General features: G+C 65.7%; 18 protein-coding genes and 1 riboswitch. Of the genes, 8 read left to right on the top strand and 10 right to left on the bottom strand.

Features of this window, described 5'->3' with window-relative positions:
• Positions 1-173 precede the first annotated feature (173 nt).
• Entirely contained in the window at positions 174-1,508 is a 1,335-nt protein-coding gene (locus tag ACZ1II_RS13165) for a metal-dependent hydrolase family protein (protein ID WP_465146836.1), read from the top strand.
• Positions 1,509-1,528: 20 nt separating this feature from the next.
• Here ACZ1II_RS13165 and ACZ1II_RS13170 read toward each other — a convergent pair whose 3' ends face one another.
• Positions 1,529-2,137, bottom strand: a complete 609-nt coding sequence (locus ACZ1II_RS13170; RefSeq protein WP_465146837.1) for a TetR/AcrR family transcriptional regulator — start codon at positions 2,135-2,137, stop codon at positions 1,529-1,531.
• Between the two features lie 2 nt (positions 2,138-2,139).
• Positions 2,140-3,279 carry a sterol desaturase family protein gene (locus ACZ1II_RS13175; protein WP_465146838.1) on the bottom strand — a complete coding sequence of 380 codons (1,140 nt, stop codon included), beginning with the start codon at positions 3,277-3,279 and terminating at the stop codon, positions 2,140-2,142.
• A 125-nt stretch (positions 3,280-3,404) separates the two neighbouring features.
• Between ACZ1II_RS13175 and ACZ1II_RS13180 the strand changes: the two genes are divergently transcribed.
• Positions 3,405-6,341 (top strand): DUF2339 domain-containing protein, encoded by a 2,937-nt coding sequence (locus ACZ1II_RS13180; protein ID WP_465146839.1) that lies wholly within the window; start codon positions 3,405-3,407, stop codon positions 6,339-6,341.
• A 4-nt stretch (positions 6,342-6,345) separates the two neighbouring features.
• On the opposite strand, the gene ACZ1II_RS13185 is transcribed toward ACZ1II_RS13180, so the two are convergent.
• Entirely contained in the window at positions 6,346-6,636 is a 291-nt protein-coding gene (locus ACZ1II_RS13185; RefSeq protein WP_465146840.1) for a hypothetical protein, read from the bottom strand.
• A gap of 97 nt (positions 6,637-6,733) precedes the next feature.
• Positions 6,734-6,843, top strand: a riboswitch (TPP riboswitch).
• A 113-nt stretch (positions 6,844-6,956) separates the two neighbouring features.
• Here ACZ1II_RS13185 and ACZ1II_RS13190 point away from each other — a divergent pair.
• The 3 genes from ACZ1II_RS13190 to pnuC are packed head-to-tail and all read left to right on the top strand — an operon-like array spanning position 6,957 to position 10,890.
• The gene (locus tag ACZ1II_RS13190) at positions 6,957-9,197 is read left to right on the top strand and encodes a TonB-dependent receptor (RefSeq protein ID WP_465147296.1); all 2,241 of its coding nucleotides are present in this window, start codon (positions 6,957-6,959) and stop codon (positions 9,195-9,197) included.
• 35 nt (positions 9,198-9,232) lie between these two features.
• Positions 9,233-10,327, top strand: a complete 1,095-nt coding sequence (locus tag ACZ1II_RS13195; RefSeq protein WP_465147297.1) for a phosphotransferase enzyme family protein — start codon at positions 9,233-9,235, stop codon at positions 10,325-10,327.
• Complete coding sequence (gene pnuC / locus ACZ1II_RS13200) at positions 10,327-10,890, top strand: nicotinamide riboside transporter PnuC (protein WP_465146841.1); 564 nt, start codon at positions 10,327-10,329, stop codon at positions 10,888-10,890. Before ACZ1II_RS13195 ends, pnuC begins: the two co-directional genes overlap by 1 nt.
• Before the next feature lie 4 nt (positions 10,891-10,894).
• On the opposite strand, the gene ACZ1II_RS13205 is transcribed toward pnuC, so the two are convergent.
• The 7 genes from ACZ1II_RS13205 to ACZ1II_RS13235 form a co-directional block, all read right to left on the bottom strand.
• Complete coding sequence (locus tag ACZ1II_RS13205) at positions 10,895-11,206, bottom strand: hypothetical protein (RefSeq protein WP_465146842.1); 312 nt, start codon at positions 11,204-11,206, stop codon at positions 10,895-10,897.
• 182 nt (positions 11,207-11,388) lie between these two features.
• The gene (locus tag ACZ1II_RS13210; protein ID WP_465146843.1) at positions 11,389-11,676 is read right to left on the bottom strand and encodes a DUF3325 domain-containing protein; all 288 of its coding nucleotides are present in this window, start codon (positions 11,674-11,676) and stop codon (positions 11,389-11,391) included.
• The gene (locus ACZ1II_RS13215; protein ID WP_465146844.1) at positions 11,673-13,235 is read right to left on the bottom strand and encodes a PepSY-associated TM helix domain-containing protein; all 1,563 of its coding nucleotides are present in this window, start codon (positions 13,233-13,235) and stop codon (positions 11,673-11,675) included. The genes ACZ1II_RS13210 and ACZ1II_RS13215 overlap by 4 nt, the downstream gene beginning before the upstream one ends.
• A complete protein-coding gene (locus tag ACZ1II_RS13220) occupies positions 13,232-13,564 on the bottom strand; it encodes a hypothetical protein (RefSeq protein ID WP_465146845.1) in 333 nt (110 codons plus the stop codon). Before ACZ1II_RS13220 ends, ACZ1II_RS13215 begins: the two co-directional genes overlap by 4 nt.
• Before the next feature lie 180 nt (positions 13,565-13,744).
• A complete protein-coding gene (locus ACZ1II_RS13225) occupies positions 13,745-14,152 on the bottom strand; it encodes a DoxX family protein (protein WP_465146846.1) in 408 nt (135 codons plus the stop codon).
• Positions 14,153-14,298: 146 nt separating this feature from the next.
• On the bottom strand, positions 14,299-14,757 hold the full coding sequence (locus ACZ1II_RS13230; protein WP_465146847.1) for a helix-turn-helix domain-containing protein: 459 nt from the start codon (positions 14,755-14,757) through the stop codon (positions 14,299-14,301).
• Between the two features lie 249 nt (positions 14,758-15,006).
• Positions 15,007-15,936: a LysR family transcriptional regulator gene (locus tag ACZ1II_RS13235; protein ID WP_465146848.1), complete on the bottom strand. Its 930-nt coding sequence runs from the start codon at positions 15,934-15,936 to the stop codon at positions 15,007-15,009.
• Between the two features lie 117 nt (positions 15,937-16,053).
• On the opposite strand from ACZ1II_RS13235, the gene ACZ1II_RS13240 reads away from it, so the two are divergent.
• The 3 genes from ACZ1II_RS13240 to ACZ1II_RS13250 all read left to right on the top strand — a co-directional run bounded on the left by ACZ1II_RS13240 (position 16,054) and on the right by ACZ1II_RS13250 (position 18,188).
• Positions 16,054-16,752 carry a pirin family protein gene (locus ACZ1II_RS13240; RefSeq protein WP_465146849.1) on the top strand — a complete coding sequence of 233 codons (699 nt, stop codon included), beginning with the start codon at positions 16,054-16,056 and terminating at the stop codon, positions 16,750-16,752.
• A gap of 142 nt (positions 16,753-16,894) precedes the next feature.
• Entirely contained in the window at positions 16,895-17,791 is an 897-nt protein-coding gene (locus tag ACZ1II_RS13245) for a pirin family protein (protein ID WP_147220012.1), read from the top strand.
• Between the two features lie 13 nt (positions 17,792-17,804).
• A complete protein-coding gene (locus ACZ1II_RS13250; protein ID WP_465146850.1) occupies positions 17,805-18,188 on the top strand; it encodes an OsmC family protein in 384 nt (127 codons plus the stop codon).
• Positions 18,189-18,411: the final 223 nt, after the last annotated feature.

Genomic DNA, 18,411 nt, shown 5'->3' on the forward strand with positions numbered 1-18,411 from the left:
CCTGACGGCCGCCGTTTCCGGTGCTGCCGATCCATGCCTTACCCGCTGTTGGACGGCGCCTTACCTCGGGGTCGGTATTGGGATAGGTCTCGCAATTATCGCCCGTGATAAGTCATTGACGCAAGGCGCGGGCGGCGCAACTCTGCGGACGACTGTTAGCGAGAGGGGCGGGAATGCGAGGGGGCAAATCTGTGAGGCACGCGACCGGGGCCGCGTTGTGGCTGATTGCGGCGGGGCTTGTGCCTGGTGGCGGAGCCTCGGCGAAGGACATCGTGATCCACGCCGGACGCTTCATCGACGGAACCGGGGCGGCGCCTCGGCATAAGGTTTCGATTCTCGTTACCGATGACCGCATCACGGCGATCCAGCCAGGCTTCGTTACGCCGTCAGGCGCCGAAGTGGTGGACCTTGTGGACAAGACGGTGCTTCCTGGTCTCATCGATACCCATGATCACATCACGGCAGGATGGCATGCCGGAGACCCGATCCGCAATACGGTGACGCGCAGCGATTTCGAGGATGCAATCGAGGCGACCGTGTTCACGCGCAATACCCTGCTGGCCGGGTTCACGTCGGTGCGCGACTGCGGGGCCAATACCCAAGTCGTCGTCGCGCTTAAGAAGTCGATCGAGGGCGGGGCGGTGCCAGGGCCGCGCCTGTGGGTAGCCGGGGCGGCGCTCGGGCCGACCGGCGGGCATGGCGATCCGGTCAACGGGTTGCGCGCCGAGTTCGCCGATATTCCGCATATCGCCGACAATGTCGTCGATAGCCCCGAATCCGCGAGGCTGGCCGTCAGGCGGTTGAAGCGCGAGGGGGTGGATCTCATCAAGATCATGCCCTCGGGCGGGGTCATGTCGATCGGCGACGATCCCCGCCACCAGTTGATGACGGACGAGGAGATCAAGGCTGTCATCGATACCGCCCATGCGCTGGGCATGAAGGTGGCCGCCCATGCCCATGGCAAGGAGGCGATCGACCATACGATCGCGCTGGGCGTCGATTCCATCGAGCACGGTTCCTATGCCGACGCAGGCAGCTACAAGCTCTTTAGGCAGTATGGCGCCTACCTCGTGCCCACCATGCTGGTCGGGGAGCGGGTCTATCAGCGCGCGAAGGAGCACCCCGAGCAGCTCAATCCGTCCACTGCCGAAAAGGCGCTTGAGATCGCGCCGCTGCTGCGCCGGAACCTGCATGACGCTTATGCTGCGGGGGTGAAGATCGCTTTCGGCACGGATACTTTCGGTCTGTCGAAGCATGGCGAGAACGCGCAGGAATTTGCCTTGCTGGTGGGCGCGGGGATGACGCCGATGGATGCGATCCGCACGGCGACCGGCAATGCGGCAGATCTGCTGGGCAGCGCCGAAGTCGGCACTTTGCAGGCAGGGCGCTATGCCGATATCATCGCCGTGGACGGCGACCCTCTGGCCGATGTGAAGGTGCTGGAGAGCGTCGGTTTCGTGATGAAGGGTGGGGCGGTCGTCAAGTCGGGCGGCAAGCCGTTGATCTGAGGAGGCGGCTTTCGGCCCGCTCAGGCGGTCAGCCGGGCGCCATTGGCGCGCAGCGTTTCCATGACGCGCGCGGCGGCAAGTTCTGCAGGGTGCTCGACGCCCATCAGCGAGAACGTGCCGCCGAGCAGGAAGGCGCAGTGGCCGTGCACGTTGGCGATCAGCGAACTGGCGAGTTCGGCGGTCTTCGCGGCATTCGCATCCGGGAGTACCGAGGCGACTTCGCGAGCGATCATGCCGGTCAGGCGGACACGCTCGGCCACGAGGACCTCGGCCATGGGCACGCCTTCCGGAACGCGGTGCTCGTAGATGGCAGACCACAAGTTGCGGTGGCTGGCCGCGAAATCGAAGTAGCCGCGCACCAGCACCAGAATGCGCTCCTGGCCCTGCGTGCCTTCCAGCCGCTCGTCCAGCCACTGGGTCCAGAGCCGGAACGTCCGCGCATTGATGGCCATGACGAGCGCGCCGACATTGCCGAAGACGTGCATGACCGTGCCCACCGAGTAGCCGATGCGCTTGGCCACCTCGCGGGCGGAAAAGCGGGCATAGCCGCTTTCCGCCATGACCTGCCGCCCGGTGTCGAGGATCAGCGCGTGCAGTTCCTCGCGGCCATGGTCGGAGCGTCGGGCCACTTTCAGCTCGCTTTGCGTACGAAGGGATAGCGCATCTGGGCGAGGTAGCCGCTCGGCACCGCCTCGGGCACGCCGTAGCCCTGCGGCCACTTGCCCTTGGGGAAGTAATGGGTGCCGAACAGACGGTCGAGCCAGGGGAAGTGAATCGCGAAGTTCTTGTCGATCCCCTCGGCCTCCAGCGCGTGGTGCCAGTGGTGGAAGCGCGGCACGACGAGGAAGCGGCCAAGCCGGTCGAAGTCGCCCCGTACGTTCGCGTGGATCAGCGAGGAGTAGACGTAGACCATGCCGATATAGGCCTGCATCACCGAGGGCAGGAAGCCGAAGGTCAGCAACGGCAGCGAGGTCACGCCGCGCAGCAGCACGATCTCCACGAAGTGCATCCGGCCCCCGGCCAGCCAGTCCATCGAGCGCGCCGAGTGGTGCACCGCATGGAAGCCCCAGAGGAACGGTATGCGGTGGAACAGGCGGTGGAACCAGTACTGGGCCAGGTCGGTCAGGAACATCGCCAGCAGGAACTGTACCGCCCAGGGCAGGCCGCCGATCGCGCCGCGGATGCCGGAAAGGCCGGTGCCGTGGGCATTGAGGTAGCTCGACGGGGCCAGCGCCAGGAAGGTGATGAGCTGCACCAGCATCGAACTGATGAGGAAGTAGAACAGGTCCTCACGCCATTCGGCGCGGAACAGGCGCTGCTTGGCGCGGTGGGGGACGAGGCGCTCCAGCGGCGCGAACATCAGGCCGGTGGCGATGAGGTTCACCGCGAAGAAATCGACGCCGAAGAAAATGCCCCAGTCATGCATCTCGCGCGGCTGGACCGAGGCGCCGCCGAGGATCGTACCCGCCAGTGCGACGACCAGCGCGGTCAGGCCCAGCGCCTTGCGGGGGCGCAGCAGCAGGCTGAGCAGGGCGAGGGCATAGGCTCCGAGCAAGGTGGCATGGACCACGATGCGGAAACCGGAAGAGGCCAGCACGCGCGCGAGTTCGGGCGTGGCAAGCCAGTCCGGCCAGCGCAGCGCCGCGACGAAACAGAGTCCCGCGGCGGAGAGAATGAGGGCGAAGAAGCCGGAGAACCACCCCGTACCGAAGCCGCGCGCTTCGATCGGAGCCTCCAGATCGCGCATCAGCTTTTTCAGAAATCCCGTCATGTCCGTTTCCCTGAAAGTCGTGCTGCCTTCATATCGCTGAAATAGAACGCTGTCTAATTTTTTATTGTACGGTGTTCGATTTCACGATACCTCCATGCGGGAAATGTGATCGAGAGGGTAACGGCGTGACCGAGTTCCTGCTGCTGGCGACGATCTTTCTGGGCGGACTGCTGTTCGAAACGCGGCGGCGTCTGGTGCGCGTGGAGCGGTTGCTGCGAGAGGGGCGGCCTGCGGCGCCGGTTTCCGGGCCGGTTTCGATGCCAGATCCTCTGCCCGAGTTGGAGCGCGTGCAGGAGCCGGTGGACGTGTCGGTCCCGCCGCCTTTAGAGGATATTCTGCCTCCCGAGCCCGTCGAGCGGGTCATCGTTGAACAGCAACCGCAGCCGCAGGCACCGGCAGCGCCTTCCATCCCGGAAACCGTGTCCGAGCCGGTCATTACCGCGCCGCCGCCGCGCAGGGTGGTGGGCCTCGGCTTCGAGGACCTGTTCGGCCGCAAGCTGCCGATCTGGGCGGGCGGCATCACGCTGATCGTGGCGGCGGTGCTGATGGTGAAATACTCGATCGACACCGGGCTGCTTTCGCCGCTGGTGCGCATTGTGCTGGGCTTCACGTTCAGCGCGGCGCTGATCGGCGGCGGCGAACTGGCGCGGCAGCGGGCGGACTTCGTGCGCGACGAGCGGGTGGCGCAGGCGCTTGCCGGAGCGGGCGTGGGCGGTCTCTATGCGGCGACGCTGGCGGCAGCGAATCTCTATGGTCTCGTCGGGCCGGGGCTGGCTTTTGCGGGACTTTTCGCGATTACCGCGCTGGCGCTCGGTCTGGCGCTGCGGTTCGGGGCGCCTTGCGCGGTCCTTGGGCTTGTCGGCGGCCTTGCGACGCCTGCGGTCGTCCAGTCGGACAGTCCGAGCGTGCCGCTGCTGGCGGGCTATCTCGCCGTCCTCATCGGTGCGATCACCCTGCTTTCTCGCCGCCAGCGCTGGGTCTGGTTGGGCGTCGGCGCGCTGACCGGCGGTGCCGGTTGGAGCCTCTTGACGATCGCCATGGGCGGCCTCGACAGCGGTTCCACGCTTTCGATGGGTCTGCTGGTGCTGCTGATCGGTCTCGGCCTTCCGGCCCTTGCGCTGGAGGGCCGTGCGGCCCCGATCCTGCGCGGCGCGGCGGCAATCGTCGGCGCCTTTCAGCTGGCGCTGCTGGTGGCGAACGGCCACTTCGCGCCGCTGACATGGGGGCTTTACGGCTTGCTGTCGCTGGCGTTCTGCTGGCTTGCCGGAAACACGCCGATGCTGCGCCGGACGGTCGCGGTGCCGCTGCTGACGGCGCTCGGCCTCACTGCGTTCTGGCCCGCGCCTGAAGCCGGTCTGTTCACGGCGGTCATGGCCGGGATCGCGGCGATCTATGGCGGCTATGCGCTGCGGAACTTGTGGCGGGAAGGGGGCGGCTTCGTCGAAGTCGGCCTGCTCAGCGCCATTGCCCTCGGCGGTTATGCGGTCTGCTGCGCGAAGTTCTACGAGTCTGCCGCGGGCCACGACACCCGCTTCGCGCTGCTGGCGCTGGCCTTTGCGGCACTGCCTGCGCTGGGCGCCGGACTTGGCTGGCGGCGCGAGGCGCGTCACGAGGATGCCCGTTTCGCCTTGCTGGCCTCCAGCGTGGGTGTGCTGCTGATCGTGGCCGGTATGATGGGCCTTCCCGAATGGCTGGTGCCGGTCGTCTTCCCGGCCGTCGCGGCAGGACTGCTGGGCGTCGCCGTGACGGGACGGGACCATCGCCTGAAGCACGGTTCGCTCGGTTTCCTGGCGCTGGCGGTCGTCGTCGTGCTGGCGGTTTCGACGGAGAACGGCGCCCTGTCCCGTCTGGTGGAGACGGCGACAGTGACGCATCCGGGCCGCGCCCTGCTGCATTGGGGAGCGATGACCCTGGCCGCCGCTGCCTTCACCTGGCGGAATGCGGGAACGCGCCTGCGCTTCGGCTTGCAGCCGCTTACCGTGCTGCTTGGCTATGGCTTTGTTGCGCAACTGGTCCCGGCGCCGTGGCTTTCCGTTGCCTTGGCGGCTGCGCTGGTGCTGCTGGCCGAAGTGAATGGGCGCAAGCCTGTGCTGGCGCTTGAGGCGGCCCAGGGCACGCTGGTCGTGCTCGCGGCACTCTGGGCGCTGGAGCCGATGGCCTATTGGCTGACGGCGAGCGCGAACTCGGTAATGGCGGGCAAGTGGGTCCTCGTGACCGACCTGCCGACATGGGCGGAAGCGCTGCGCCGCCTCGTCGCACCAGCGCTGGCGACGGCCTTTGCGTTCTGGCGCATCCGTGCGCATCTGTCGCGCCCGGCCTTCCTTGCCGGAGCGACGATGGTCGGTCTGCTCGGTCTCGCTGGCGGCCACATCCTGTTCAAACAGGTCTTTGCGCTTGGCGATGAGGAAGCCTTCGCCCGCCTCGGCCTTGCCGAACGCTGCGTCTGGGAGGCTTTGCTGATCGGACTAGGCATGGCGGTCTGGCGCCGGTTCGCAGCGCGCGAGATCGCCCTGGGCTTCCTTGTTATGGGGCTGGTGCATGCGCTCTTTTATAACTGGATTTCGGAGAATCCGTTCTGGAGCCATCAGCAAGTGGGACCCTGGCCGTTGGTCAACCTGCTGCTGCCCGCCTTCCTCATTCCCTTCGCGGTGCCTTCGCTCGCCGCCCGAATCGCACCGGATCTGGCGCCGCGTTTCCAGCTTCCGGCGGACCTGCTGCGGATGGCGCTGATCCTGCTCTTCGCCTTCGCGACGCTGCGTCAGCTTTTTGCGGGAAGCCTGCTCTACGTCGGCTCGGTTGGCGAAGTGGAGAACATCGGTCGCTCGGTACTGGCGATCGCGCTGGCGCTCGGCTTCCTTGGCTGGGGCATCCGCGAGCGGTTGCGCAGCTGGCGCTTCGCCTCGCTGGTGCTGATGCTCGCCGCCGTCGGCAAGGTCTTCCTGTTCGACGCCTCGGGGCTGGACGGATTGCTGCGGATTCTCTCGTTCCTCGCGCTCGGCTTCAGCCTGATCGGGATCGGCTGGGTCTACAGCCGTTACCTGAAGCCCGAGGCGGCAGGCTGATGCGCTATCGCTTCCGCAAGGCGATAGCCAAGGCACTGGTGGAAACGAGCGGGCCGATCCAGTCGACCCACTGATCGAGCTTGGGCCATACCCTGAGGTCGAACGGTCCCCACCACGGCATGTTTGCGCGCAGGCCGTGGCCGTAAGTTTCGATCCAGCGGTACTCGGCCTGCGCCACTTCGCGGCCGAGGAAATAAGCCGAGGCCACGGCGGCGCCCGGCCACCAGCTGCCGGTCAGCAGGCGCAGCAGGGCCTGGACCGCGAGGGCTGCGAGCGTGTGCTCCAGCAGGTTCATGTCATGCTCCCGTTTGCGTGTGGGGGTCCTGTCCGGGATCGCCGGAAGATCGTCAATGCAATAAGGCTTTCCACAAGCCCGCTGAGCGCGTAGGGCGCCCCTATCCCCGGGGGGCCGCTCATGCGCGGCTGAGAGGTGGTCAGCAGACCACGACCCGCTGAACCTGATCCGGTTGACACCGGCGTAGGGAGGGCTGGCGGCAGAGCGTCCGTTGTCCCTCCGACTGGAGCGGACGAAAGACGATGACCCTTACCCCGACACATATTCGCAGCCTCACTTCCCTCGGCGGCGCCGCGCTGGCGCTGTTTGCGCCGCTGGCGATGGCTGAGACGGCGGCCGAGACGGCAGACGAGGCGCCCGACGCTCGCACCGATATCCAGGTCATCGGCCATCCCGACCCAGAGGGCCTGCTGCCGGACCAGACCGCGCCCAAGGCGATCAGCGCGATCTCGGCCGACTTCATCACCAAGCAGGCGCCGACCCTGAACGCCTTCCAGCTCGTCAACCTGCTGCCGGGTGCGAACGTCTCTTCCAGCGACCCTTACGGGCTTTCGACCAGTTCCGGCCTGACCATGCGCGGCCTCGGGCAGGATCAGATCGGCGTGCTGATGGAAGGCGCGCCGCAGAACGACATCGGCTATTTTTACGCTTATCCCTCGCAGTTCGCCGATGCCGAGAACGTGCGGCAGATCGCGCTTTCACAAGGCGCTGCGGCGATCGATGCGCCCGTGGTCGCGGCGGCGGGCGGTACGCTGGCGCTCTCGCTGGACGATCCGAAGCCGGAGATGGGCGGGCTGGTCAATCTCTCGGCCGGGTCCTATGACGCGCGCCGCGCTTTCGTGCGCTTCGACACCGGCACGCTCGGGGCGAGCGGGATCAAGGCCTTCATCTCCTATTCGAACAACCGCGCGGACAACTGGCGCGGTGCGGGCTTCGACAAGCGCCAGCACGTCGATGCCAAGCTGCTGCGCGAATGGGGCGAGGGCAACCGGGCCAGCATCTCGTTCTCGTACAACGATGCCAATACGTCGAGCTACGCCAGCCCGACCTTGGCCGACTGGAAGACCTCGGGCCGCGACTTCAATTATGACAAGCGGTACAGCGAGGGGAACACCAATTACTGGCGGCTCTACCGCGCGCCGTTCCGTAACTTCTACGTCGCCGCGCCGGTCCATCTGAAGCTGTCCGATCGTCTGGCCTTCGACAGTTCGGCCTATCTCCAGCTCGGCCACGGCAACGCGCCCTATGGCACCCAGCTCGCCGAGACCGGCAACTTCCTCGGCACCGAGGAACTGGCCCAGCCGATCACGCTGCCGGGCGCGGTGGACGGCGTCGCAACGGTGATGGGCAACTGGACCGGCAAGCAGTTCCGCGTCGGCGACGTCAGCAAGCTGACGCTTACGGCGGGCGCGCATACGATCACGGCGGGGGTCTGGTTCGACTACGGCACCGACCGCGTTACCCAGTCCTACACCTCGATCGACGCGAACGGCCGCCCGTTCGACATGTGGGGCTATCAGGACAAGGCCATCCGCACTGCCGACGGACGCCTGCTCGCCTACGAGAACGCGCGGACCGAAACGGTGACCAAGGGCTTCTTCCTCGCCGACAGCATCGCGGTGACGCCGCGCCTCGTCGTCGATCTGGGCTTCAAGGGCGTGGACGTGCTGCGCAATGGCCGCAACTACCTGCCCGGACCGCAGGACCGGATCCGCAAGGACAGCTTCGCCGCCCTGCCGCGTGCGGCGGTGCACTACAAGTTGGATGAACGGCAGCAGCTCTTCGCCAACGTGACCACCAACTTCCGCACCCCGAACGAGTTCGCGCTCTACAACAGCTATTACGGCGGCGAACTGGTGAGCGCGGGCACGACGAGCCTGAAGAACGAATATTCGGTCTCGGAGGAACTGGGCTATCGCTACATCGGCCCGAGCCTCTCGTTCTCGCTGACCGCCTTCCACTACCACTTCCGCAACCGGCAGGTAGCGACGGTGGTGAACAGCGGCGGCGCGCTGGTCAATTCGACGATCAATGGCGGTAGCCAGACTTCCTACGGCCTCGACGGCGAGATCGACTATCGCCCGGCCAAGGGCGTCAGCGTTTATCTCTCGGGCGAATACTTGCACACGCGGCTGGGTGACGATCTTGCGGTCGGCGGCGATCTTCTGCCGACCAGGGGCAAGCGCGCGGTCTCCAGCCCCGAGTTCCAGTTTGCCCTCGGCACGACCTACGATGACGGCCGTCTGTTCGGCAGCACTGCACTCAAGTATGTCGGGCGCCAGTACGCGACGTTCATGAATGACGAGAGCGTCAAGCCTTACGCCACTCTGGACCTCTCGGTTGGTGTGCATCTGGCAGGCCTGATCGATGCGCAGCGCATGGACTTGCGGCTCAATGCGATTAACGTGACCAACCCGCATGTGCTTTCGGGCGTGCAGGCGATCACCGCCAATGCGCTGGATACGGTCGGGCGCGGCGGCACGGTGATCGCCGGTTCCTCGTCGAGCTACTACGTCGGAAGCGGACGGGCCTTCGTGGCGACGCTCAGCCGCGCCTTCTGATCGTGAGCGGCATTTCGTCACATCTCGTGCACGGCATGGGCATGGCGCTCGAAGTGCCGCGATGGCCGACGATCACTGCCGCCGAGGCCGAGGCGATCTTCGCCCGCTTTCCCGAAGTCGGCACACCGGGCGCGCTGCTCTGGCATTCGCCCCGCCCGTTTTCGGCGGCGTGTCTGGTGGAGACGGAGCGGGGCGCGTTCTTCCTCAAGCGCCATCATTGGCGGCTGCGCACACCAGCTGCGCTAGCCGAGGAACATGCTTTCATGGCGCACTTGCGCGCGGCGGGCGTAGCCGTGCCGGACGTGGTGGCCGGAGCGGACGGCGTGGGCGCGATTGCCGAGGGCGAGTGGACTTACGAGGTCCTGCGCAAGGCACCGGGTCTCGATCTCTATCGCGACCGCCAGTCCTGGACGCCGTTCCTGACGCTGGGCCATGCCCGTGAGGCGGGCGCGGCATTGGCACGGCTGCACCGGGCGGCGCGCGATTTCCCGGCTGGGCCGCGCGGCGATCATCCGCTGGTCAGCAGCTTCACGATCCTGCCCGCGCGCGATCCGCTTCTGGCGGCGGAGGCCTATGTCGCCGCCCGTCCGGCGCTGGCCGCTTATCTGGCCGACAAGTGCTGGCGGCAGGAACTGGCGCGCCTTTTCGCGTCGCTGGGCGAGGGGCTGACGCAGCGGCTGGCGGAGCAGCCAGCGCTGTGGACGCATAACGACTGGCACCCCTCGAACCTGCTCTGGTCCGCCGAGGGTGAGGTGAGCGGGGTGATCGATTTCGGGCTGGCGACACAGACTTGCGCGCTCCACGATCTCGCTACCGCCATCGAGCGCAGCGCCGTGACCTGGCTCGATCCGGAGCCGGGGGCGGATGGGGAAGCCGCACTGGCGCTTCTGGACGGCTATCGCTCGGTGCTGCGGCTGAGCCGCGCCGATATCGCGACGATGATCCGCCTGCTGCCGCTGGTCCATATCGAATTCGCCTTGTCCGAGGCCGATTACTTCGCGGGCATTCTGGAGGATCGGATGCAGGCCGAACTCGCGTGGCAGGGCTACTGCATCGATCACGCCGACTGGTTTCTTTCCCCGCCGGGACAGGGCTTCCTGCGGGACCTCGAAACCGGAGCACTGTCCTGATGTCTGCACTGGAGATCGTCGCCGTCGCCGTGAGTTTCCTCGGCATCTGGCTGACGGCGAGGCGGAAACTGTTGTGCTGGCCGGTCAACCTCACGGCCTGCGCGCTCTATTTCAAGCTGTTCCTCGACGTGCGGCTCTATGCCGACATGGTGCTGCAGGCGCTGTTCGGCGCGGCGATCCTCTATGGCTGGACCGTCTGGGCGCGGGGCAGGGAGCAGTCCGGGGAGATCGTCGTCAGGCCGCTCTCGGCAGTTCAGGCGGGCAAGGGGCTGGCCATCGGCGCCGTGGCGGCAGTGGCGTTCGGCTGGCTGACCAGTCGCTATACCGACGCGGCCTTGCCGTGGATGGACTGCGCGCTGAGCAGCTTCAGCCTCGTCGCCCAGTACTGGACGGCAAGGCGCCACGCGGCGAGCTGGCTGCTGTGGATCGCCGTGGACGTGCTCTACGTCGGCATGTTCGTGTTCAAGGGGCTATGGCTGACCGCCGGGCTCTATGGTGCAATGATCGTCCTTGCCGTGCTCGGCTACCGTAATTGGCAGCGAGCACGGCGGGAAGAATCGTAAAGGATCAGCCGACGACGATCGCGCTGATCCGGTGGAAGAACGGGTGATGCGGCGTCGCGCCGTGGGCGACATGGGTGAACATGCCGTCGTTCAGGTTCGGCAGCTTCGATTCGACGCCGCAGACTTCCTCTCCGCCGCGCACGTCGATGTGGGCGTGGAGCTTGCCGTCGAACTCCAGGCCGATGTCGACCGCTTGTGGGAACTCGGCGCGCAGGACCTCCAGAACCCGATTGAGACGATCGGTCAGCGTCTCGTCCGTGGGGGGATTCGAGAGCGGGGAACCGTCGATCGAGTACAGGGATGCATCCTTGCGCATGGGGCGCGCCTCCTTGGAGAAACGGGTAGGAAATGGGCTGTTGCAGGACCCAGCTTACCCGTTTTCCCGTAACAGGAAACAGCCGAGTTTCGCGGATGCGACGGCTCGATCAACTATCGGACCCGGCGGCACAATCGCCGTCGCAGTCCAGGCGCATGCGGAACGGCCAGGCTGCGAATCGCCTAGCGCTTCTTGTGCGAAGGGCTGGTCTTCCAGCACAGCCAGGCCACGTTGAGCCAGCCTCCCATCGTCAATTGCCCGGCCCAGGCGATCAGGCCGTAGCCGAACCCGAAGGCGCCCGCGTCGATCGCCAGGACCAGCGCCACGAGCGTCCAGCCGCCAATGCGGGCGAGGCGGCTCTCGCGCTCGGTGAGGGCGCGACCGGCGAGGTCGCGCTGGTGGCGCTTCATCGAGAGCGCAAGCGCGGCGAAGGCGGCGGTTCCCAGCAGCAGGCAGAGCAGGTGGATCATGCCGTCACGGCCTCCCGAGGCTTGCGTCTTGCGGCGCGCGGACCTTCCGCGCGCTTGCGGGCCGCCTTGCGCGCACCCATCGCGAAACCGAGCGCCAGCAGCAGCATCACCAGATCGAACGAGACGAAGAGCCAGTCGCCCGCCAGCAGGCTCACCGGCAGCCCGCGCGAAGTAGTGAAGGCATTGACCAGCGGCACGGCGGCAAAGAGCGCCGCGGCGAGACCCAGCATTTCCGGCCAGGCGCGGGCGGAGGGGCGCACCAGCGCCCAGAGCAGCACCGCGAGCCAGGCCAGGAACAGGCTGTCGATCTCGCGTTCGGCGCGTTCGGCCATTTGCAGCGGCAGCAGACGGTTGGCCAGGAAGTATGTGGCGATGCCGATCGGGAAGCCCGCGATCGTTGCGATGTTGAGCTTTTCAACGAGGCGGAAGCCGAAGTGCGGGCGGCTGGGATCGGGCAACTTCGTGCGACGCTTGACCGTCCAGAGCACGAGGCCGCTGCCGACCATGATCGTGCCGCCGAGGCCGGACAGGAAGTAGAGCCAGCGCAAACCGTATTCGGCGTAGCGACCGGCATGGAGGCCGATCATCACGCTTTCGGTGGCGAGCGCGGCGCCTTTGGGCATGCTCTCGCCAACCGGGCGACCGGTGACGCCGTCGAAGGTCGCTTCCTCGCCGCGCGCGCCGATCGTGCCTTCGGGAGCGCTGGACATGGCGATCTGCGCGGTGCTGTCGCCAGGGTTGGAAACGCGCAGATAGCCTATGCGCTTGCCGTCCCAGCGGGCGGAGGCCGTGTGCATGATCGGGGCAACTGCAGCGAGCGGTGCGGGCTTGCCGCTGCGCGCGACGTCCTCGCTCTTGCCGAAGACGGCTTCCTGGAACGTGGTGCGATCGGCGTAGTTCGCGGCAATGCCCCAGGGCATGTACATCACCGCCAGCGTGACCAGCCCGGTGAACGTGATCATCAGGTGGAAGGGCAGGGCGACCACGGCGGTCACGTTATGCGCGTCCAGCCAGGAACGTTGGCCCTTGTTGAAACGCAGCATGAAGAAGTCGGCGAAGATCTTCTTGTGGGTGATGATCCCGGAGAGGATCGCCACCAGCATGAACATCGCCGCCACGCCCACGAGATAGCGCGCCCAGAGCACCGGAATGTAGTGCAGGTCGAAATGGAAGCGGTAGAGGAAGAAGCCGCCGCTGGTCTCGCGGGTGGAGATTTCCCGGCCGCTCTGATCCAGCACGGCACTGGTCTCGCCGCGCTTCGCGGGCTTGGCGCCGTCGCCGGGTTGCCAATAGACCTGGGTGGTGGCGCTGCGGCTATTGGGTAGCGAGATGTACCAGCTCTTCGCATCGGGCACGGTGCGCTGGAGGAAGCGCACGGCGCCTTCGGCCGCTGTGACCGGATCGGCGTCGCCCGTCACTTCCGGCTGCATCCAGCGGGTGATCTCGTTCTGGAAATAGGCCGAGGTGCCGGTGGCGAACATCGCGAAGAGCAGCCAGCCCAGCAGCAGTCCGGTCCAGGTGTGCAGCAGCGCCATCGACTGGCGCAGACCTTCCTTCACAGCCGGCCTCCCATGCTCAGCGAAAGCCAGAGAAGGCCCGCGCTTGCTGCGCTTCCCACCGCAAGCCACAGCCAGAGCCGCGCGATCGAGCGCAGGCCGAAGGCGAAGAGGGCTATTGTGGCGAAGATCGCGAAAGACAGCAGTGTGGCGGCCACGCTGGCTTCGGCGGGATTGACCGCCAGACCGTGCGCGAGCAGCCGGGCCAGGCAGGCCGTTATCAGCGAGGTGAACAGGTAGTTCGCGGGAATCGCCGCGACGATGCGCGACGTGACGTTCCAGCGGCCGATTCCCCGGCTTGTTCCCCTGGCATTGGCGGCGCTTCTGGCCATGCTCGATCTTCCCCCGAGAGCAGGATATTGCAAATCAATCGCAAGAAACGCGCGGTAGATTTGCGCCGCGCCGGTGTCAATGATTCTGGTTCGTGTCCGGTTCTGGCCGGGAGACCGGCGCAAAAAGAAAGGGGCCGCCTTTCGGCAACCCCTTCGCTTGGTTCGGTTGTCCGGGATCGATCAGTCGCGGCCCTTGCCGAAGGCGACGATCTGGAGCAGGCCGCCAGCCATCGCGACGTTCTTGAAGAAGTGGATGAACTGGTTCTGGTCGGCGAACTGCGAGTGGAAGAACACGGCAGTCGCGAGGCTGAACAGGGCGAGGCCCGCAGCCACCGTGCGCAGGCGGTAGCCCGAGATCAGCAGCGCGCCGCCGATCAGTTCGACCGCGACCGCACCGGCCATGGCGACGGCGGGAAGGGGCAGTCCGACCGAGGAGATGTAGGCCATCGTTCCGGCGGGGTCGGAGAGCTTGGAAAGGCCGCTCAGGATGAAGATGGCGGCGATCAGGATGCGGCCGACGAGCGGCAGGAACTTCACGATTCCGGTTTCGTTGGCGGCGGGAGCGATCTTGGCGGTTACGGTATTCATGGCTTTTCCCCTTCGGGCTTTGTCTGGAGAGGGTCCGGCCGGGTCGGCTGCGGGGTGCCTCGTTGAGACAGGAATTGCCCTGAAAAGAGGCTTCCGGAAATCCGGATAAATTTTATCGTATTGTTCGAATAATTCGAAATGCTATTTCAGCCTGCAAGCCTTCGCGTTTTCCAGCAGGTGCGCCAGGCCTTGGGTGTCGTGCCGACGATGCGGCGGAACAGGCGGGTAAGGTGGGCCTGGTCGGTCAACCCGCACATGCAGGCGATTTCGGACAGGGTATCGTCGCTCTGGAGCATGAGCCGCTGCGCGCGTCGGATGCGCTGGCGGATGACATAGGCATGCGGCGGTTCGCCCATGCTCTTCTTGAAGGAGCGGCAGAAATGCCCGGTGCTCAGGCGGGCGACCTCGGCAAGGTCTTTGCAGGACAGTCCGCCGGCAAGATTGTCCTCGATATGGTCGATCACCTTTCGCAATTGCCATCCGGCGAGGCCGCCCTTGGCGGTGATGTCGGGGAGGGCAACGGCCTGCCGAGAGGGCGGCAGGTGACGGTACGGCCAGTCGTGTGATCTGTCTGCGCTTGTCGTGCCCAGGTCTTCATGAAGCATGGCGAACTCCCCGGAGCCGCCGGTCGGTCTGCATCGGCAAAAGCGAAATCGACAAAGGCAAGACCAGTCGCGGCGCTATGGCAATGATTGTCGCACGGTAATTCATAACCGCAAGCCGATTCGTTATCGTCTTGCCATCTGATCATGACAATGTTCGGAAGAGGTCGCGTTTTTGACTATTTCGGATATTGGATTTTCGGCTGGGAAAGCGAAAGGATATTTACGCTCTCGCGCACCCAGCGCGCGCGATCAGATATCGGGAAGTTCGTCGAGGCCGCTGTCGCGCTCGCACTGGGCGACGAAGCGGTCGAGCAGCCAGGCCGCAGCCGGGCCGGGCGGCGTGTCGCGGCGCCAGATGCCGCCGAAGCGGTAGATACCGCCGGGATGGTCGGGCATCGAGAGGCGGATGAGCGTGCCGGAAACGAGATCGGCCTCGATCATCGGCAGCGGCATGTTGCCCCAGCCGATCCCCTGCCGCAGCAGCGCGTGCTTGGCGCCAAGGTCGGCAAGGCGCCAGGTCTTGGGGCTCATGACCGAGAAGTCCTTGCCCTCGGTGAAGCGCGAGCGGTCGCTGAGCACGAGCTGGGTATATTCGCGTCCCGCGCCGGGCGGGATCGGGTCCATCCGGCCGAGCGGATGGTCGGGCGCGGCCACCGGAACCATCGGTACCGCCCCGATCGAGACGCTTTCGAGTCCGTCCACGCCTGCAAAGAGCGGTCCGGAAAGCCCGATCACGGCTGTCCCGTCGAGGACCATCGAGGTGATCGCGCCGAGCGCCTCGACATGGAGGCGAAGCTGCACGGTCGGAAACTCGGCGGCAAAGGCGCGCAGGATCACGCCGAGGCTCTCGGCCGGGAACATGACGTCGACGGCGAGATCGACTTCCGCTTCAAGACCGTCGAGCAGGCCCTTCACTTTGGCGCGCAGCCCGTCGATGCCTTCAGCCACGCCGCGTGCCTCGGACAGCACGGCGCGACCGGCCGTCGTCAGCTGCGGCTTGCGGGTGCCCTCGCGCTCGAACAACAGGACACCGAGCTGGGCTTCGAGATTGGCGATGCCATAGCTGATAACGGAAACCGCGCGGTTCAGCTTGCGCCCGGCGGCGGCGAAACTGCCGGTATCGACGATGGCCAGGAAGATGCGAAGCTGGTCCAGGGTCGGCGTACCGGGGTTACTCACTTTTCAATCTCCTCGAACAGTCATGTCGATTTTATCCCTCTGAACTTGAAATGGGACCAAGTCTATATGGGTTTCAACAGGACGGCACCTAAACCCCGCCGCCCCCGGAGACAGCACATGATCGAACTTCGCCCTTATGACAGCCTCGGCGGTGCCAACCACGGCTGGCTCGACGCCAAGCATCACTTCTCGTTCGCCGGATACCACGATCCGGCCCGCGTCCACTGGGGCAACCTGCGCGTCTGGAACGACGACACGATCGCCCCGCAGACCGGCTTCCCGCCGCATCCGCACCGCGACATGGAAATCATCACTTATGTCCGCGAAGGTGCGATCACCCACCAAGACAACCTGGGCAACAAGGGCCGCACCGAGGCAGGCGACGTCCAGGTGATGAGCGCCGGCACCGGCATCACCCACTCGGAATACAACCTCGAGGACGTGACGACGAAGATCTTCCAGATCTGGATCATCCCGACCAAGGGCGGCGAACAGCCGAGCTGGGGCGCCAAGCCCTTCCCCAAGGGTGACCGTTCGGGCCAGTTCGTGACGCTCGCCTCGGGCTACGAGAACGACAACGACGCCCTGCCGATCCGCACCAATGCCCGCGTGGTCGGTGCTTCGCTCAAGGCCGGCGAGACTGCCGAATACCCGCTGGGCAAGGATCGCAAGGCCTACCTCGTTCCCGCCATCGGTGCGGTGCAGATCGAAGACGTCCGCGCCAATGCCCGTGACGGCGTGGCGATCAGCGACCTCGACGTGCTGCGAGTGACGGCGATCGAGGACAGCGAGATCGTCCTGGTCGACGCTGCCTGAGAAGAACGGGCCTAACGTGAGAAACGGGAGCGGGCGGAAATCGTCCGCTCCCCAATCTCCCAGATTGCATTTTCCCCATTCGGCGCCGACCTTCTTCCCCGGCGCTCAAACGCACAAAAGAAGCGCAAGGAAGGATTGCCCCATGACCGTCCACTCGTCCGATATCGAAGGCGTCGACCTCGTCGTTCTTCCCCCCGTCCGCGATCTCGGCGACGGTTTCCAGGTTCGCCGCGCGCTGCCCACCGCGCAGCGCCGCATGGTCGGTCCCTTCATCTTCTTCGACCAGATGGGCGAGGCGGTGTTTCGCAGCGGCGAAGGCCTCGACGTGCGCCCGCATCCCCACATCGGTCTCTCCACCCTGACATACCTCGTCGAAGGCGAGATATTCCACCGTGATTCGCTCGGCTCGGCCCAGGCCATCCGCCCCGGCGAGGTCAACTGGATGACCGCGGGCAGCGGCATCGTCCACTCCGAGCGCACCTCCCCCGAAGTCCGCGCCAGCGGCGGCAAGCTGTTCGGTCTCCAGACCTGGATCGCGCTGCCCAAGGAAGCGGAAGAAATCGCCCCGGCCTTCGCCCACCACAAGGCCGACGAAATTCCCGTAACCGAAGACGCCGGAACCCGCCTGACGCTGATCGCCGGTACTTCCGACGGCCTGACCTCGCCGCTCAAAACCTACTCCGACATGGTCTATGCCGACATCGTCATGCTCGACGGTGCGCGCTACCAGGTGAAGGCCGAGCACGTTGAACGCGCGATCTACGTCGTCGGCGGCGAAGTCGAAGTGGAAGGCCAGACCGGCAGCTTCAAGGAGACCGAACTCGTGGTCTTCAAGCCCGGCGCCGAAGTGGTGCTTCGCGCCAAGGGCGGCACCCGCCTGATGCTGCTGGGCGGCGAACCGCTTCCGGAAAAGCGCCACATCTTCTGGAACTTCGTCTCCTCCTCGCTCGACCGCATCGAGCAGGCCAAGGAAGACTGGAAGGAACAGCGCTTCGCCCGCGTGCCCGAGGAGCACGAATTCATCCCCCTTCCGGCCTGAGGAGCACCGGACCATGGCACATGGAACCGCCCATATCGGCGAAACCCCCTGGCGCACCGATATCGTTGTCGGCGGCCACGCGATCACCGCCGACGAACCGGCAGCACTTGGCGGGCAGGGCGCAGGACCGGCACCCTACGACCTGCTGCTCGCCAGCCTCGGAGCCTGCACGGCGATTACTTTGAAAATGTATGCGGCCCGCAAGGGCTGGCCGCTGGTCTCGGTGGACGTGGACTTGCGGCTCAAAGGCTCGAAGGAAGAGATGCATATCGAGCGCAAGCTCTCGATCGTCGGGCTGGATGAGGAGCAGAAAGCCCGGCTTGCCGATATCGCCGAGCGGACGCCGGTTACTTTGACTTTGAAGTCGGGGCTCGGGATCGAGACGGAACTGGTTTGAAGGTAAAAGGAAGTCCTGGGGGATGATCCCCCAGACCCTCGGAATGTCACCGTCGCGCGCCACCTATCCGGTGTGCTCTCCTTGCGGCGCAGCCAGTAAGTCTCCCGACGCAAGGGGTGCGCTAACGGATAGTGCAGGGCGCGACATCGACGGTAATGGGGGTGCAGGGGGGCTATGCTCCCCTGCTTTTCTTTTCTTTTCTTTTCTTTTCCTCCCCTGCTAC

It is taken from the genome of Novosphingobium sp. BL-S-20 (assembly GCF_055521635.1).

Bases quoted from the DNA above. Each gene is read 5' to 3' on its own strand.
- ACZ1II_RS13225 (WP_465146846.1), bottom strand. From the start codon at position 14,152: ATGAATACCGTAACCGCCAAGATCGCTCCCGCCGCCAACGAAACCGGA.
- ACZ1II_RS13220 (WP_465146845.1), bottom strand. From the start codon at position 13,564: ATGGCCAGAAGCGCCGCCAATGCCAGGGGAACAAGCCGGGGAATCGGC.
- ACZ1II_RS13165 (WP_465146836.1), top strand. From the start codon at position 174: ATGCGAGGGGGCAAATCTGTGAGGCACGCGACCGGGGCCGCGTTGTGG.
- ACZ1II_RS13190 (WP_465147296.1), top strand. From the start codon at position 6,957: ATGGCTGAGACGGCGGCCGAGACGGCAGACGAGGCGCCCGACGCTCGC.
- ACZ1II_RS13245 (WP_147220012.1), top strand. From the start codon at position 16,895: ATGACCGTCCACTCGTCCGATATCGAAGGCGTCGACCTCGTCGTTCTT.
- ACZ1II_RS13195 (WP_465147297.1), top strand. From the start codon at position 9,233: ATGGGCATGGCGCTCGAAGTGCCGCGATGGCCGACGATCACTGCCGCC.
- ACZ1II_RS13175 (WP_465146838.1), bottom strand. From the start codon at position 3,279: ATGACGGGATTTCTGAAAAAGCTGATGCGCGATCTGGAGGCTCCGATC.
- ACZ1II_RS13205 (WP_465146842.1), bottom strand. From the start codon at position 11,206: ATGCGCAAGGATGCATCCCTGTACTCGATCGACGGTTCCCCGCTCTCG.
- ACZ1II_RS13250 (WP_465146850.1), top strand. From the start codon at position 17,805: ATGGCACATGGAACCGCCCATATCGGCGAAACCCCCTGGCGCACCGAT.
- ACZ1II_RS13185 (WP_465146840.1), bottom strand. From the start codon at position 6,636: ATGAACCTGCTGGAGCACACGCTCGCAGCCCTCGCGGTCCAGGCCCTG.
- ACZ1II_RS13240 (WP_465146849.1), top strand. From the start codon at position 16,054: ATGATCGAACTTCGCCCTTATGACAGCCTCGGCGGTGCCAACCACGGC.
- pnuC (WP_465146841.1), top strand. From the start codon at position 10,327: ATGTCTGCACTGGAGATCGTCGCCGTCGCCGTGAGTTTCCTCGGCATC.
- ACZ1II_RS13230 (WP_465146847.1), bottom strand. From the start codon at position 14,757: ATGCTTCATGAAGACCTGGGCACGACAAGCGCAGACAGATCACACGAC.
- ACZ1II_RS13210 (WP_465146843.1), bottom strand. From the start codon at position 11,676: ATGATCCACCTGCTCTGCCTGCTGCTGGGAACCGCCGCCTTCGCCGCG.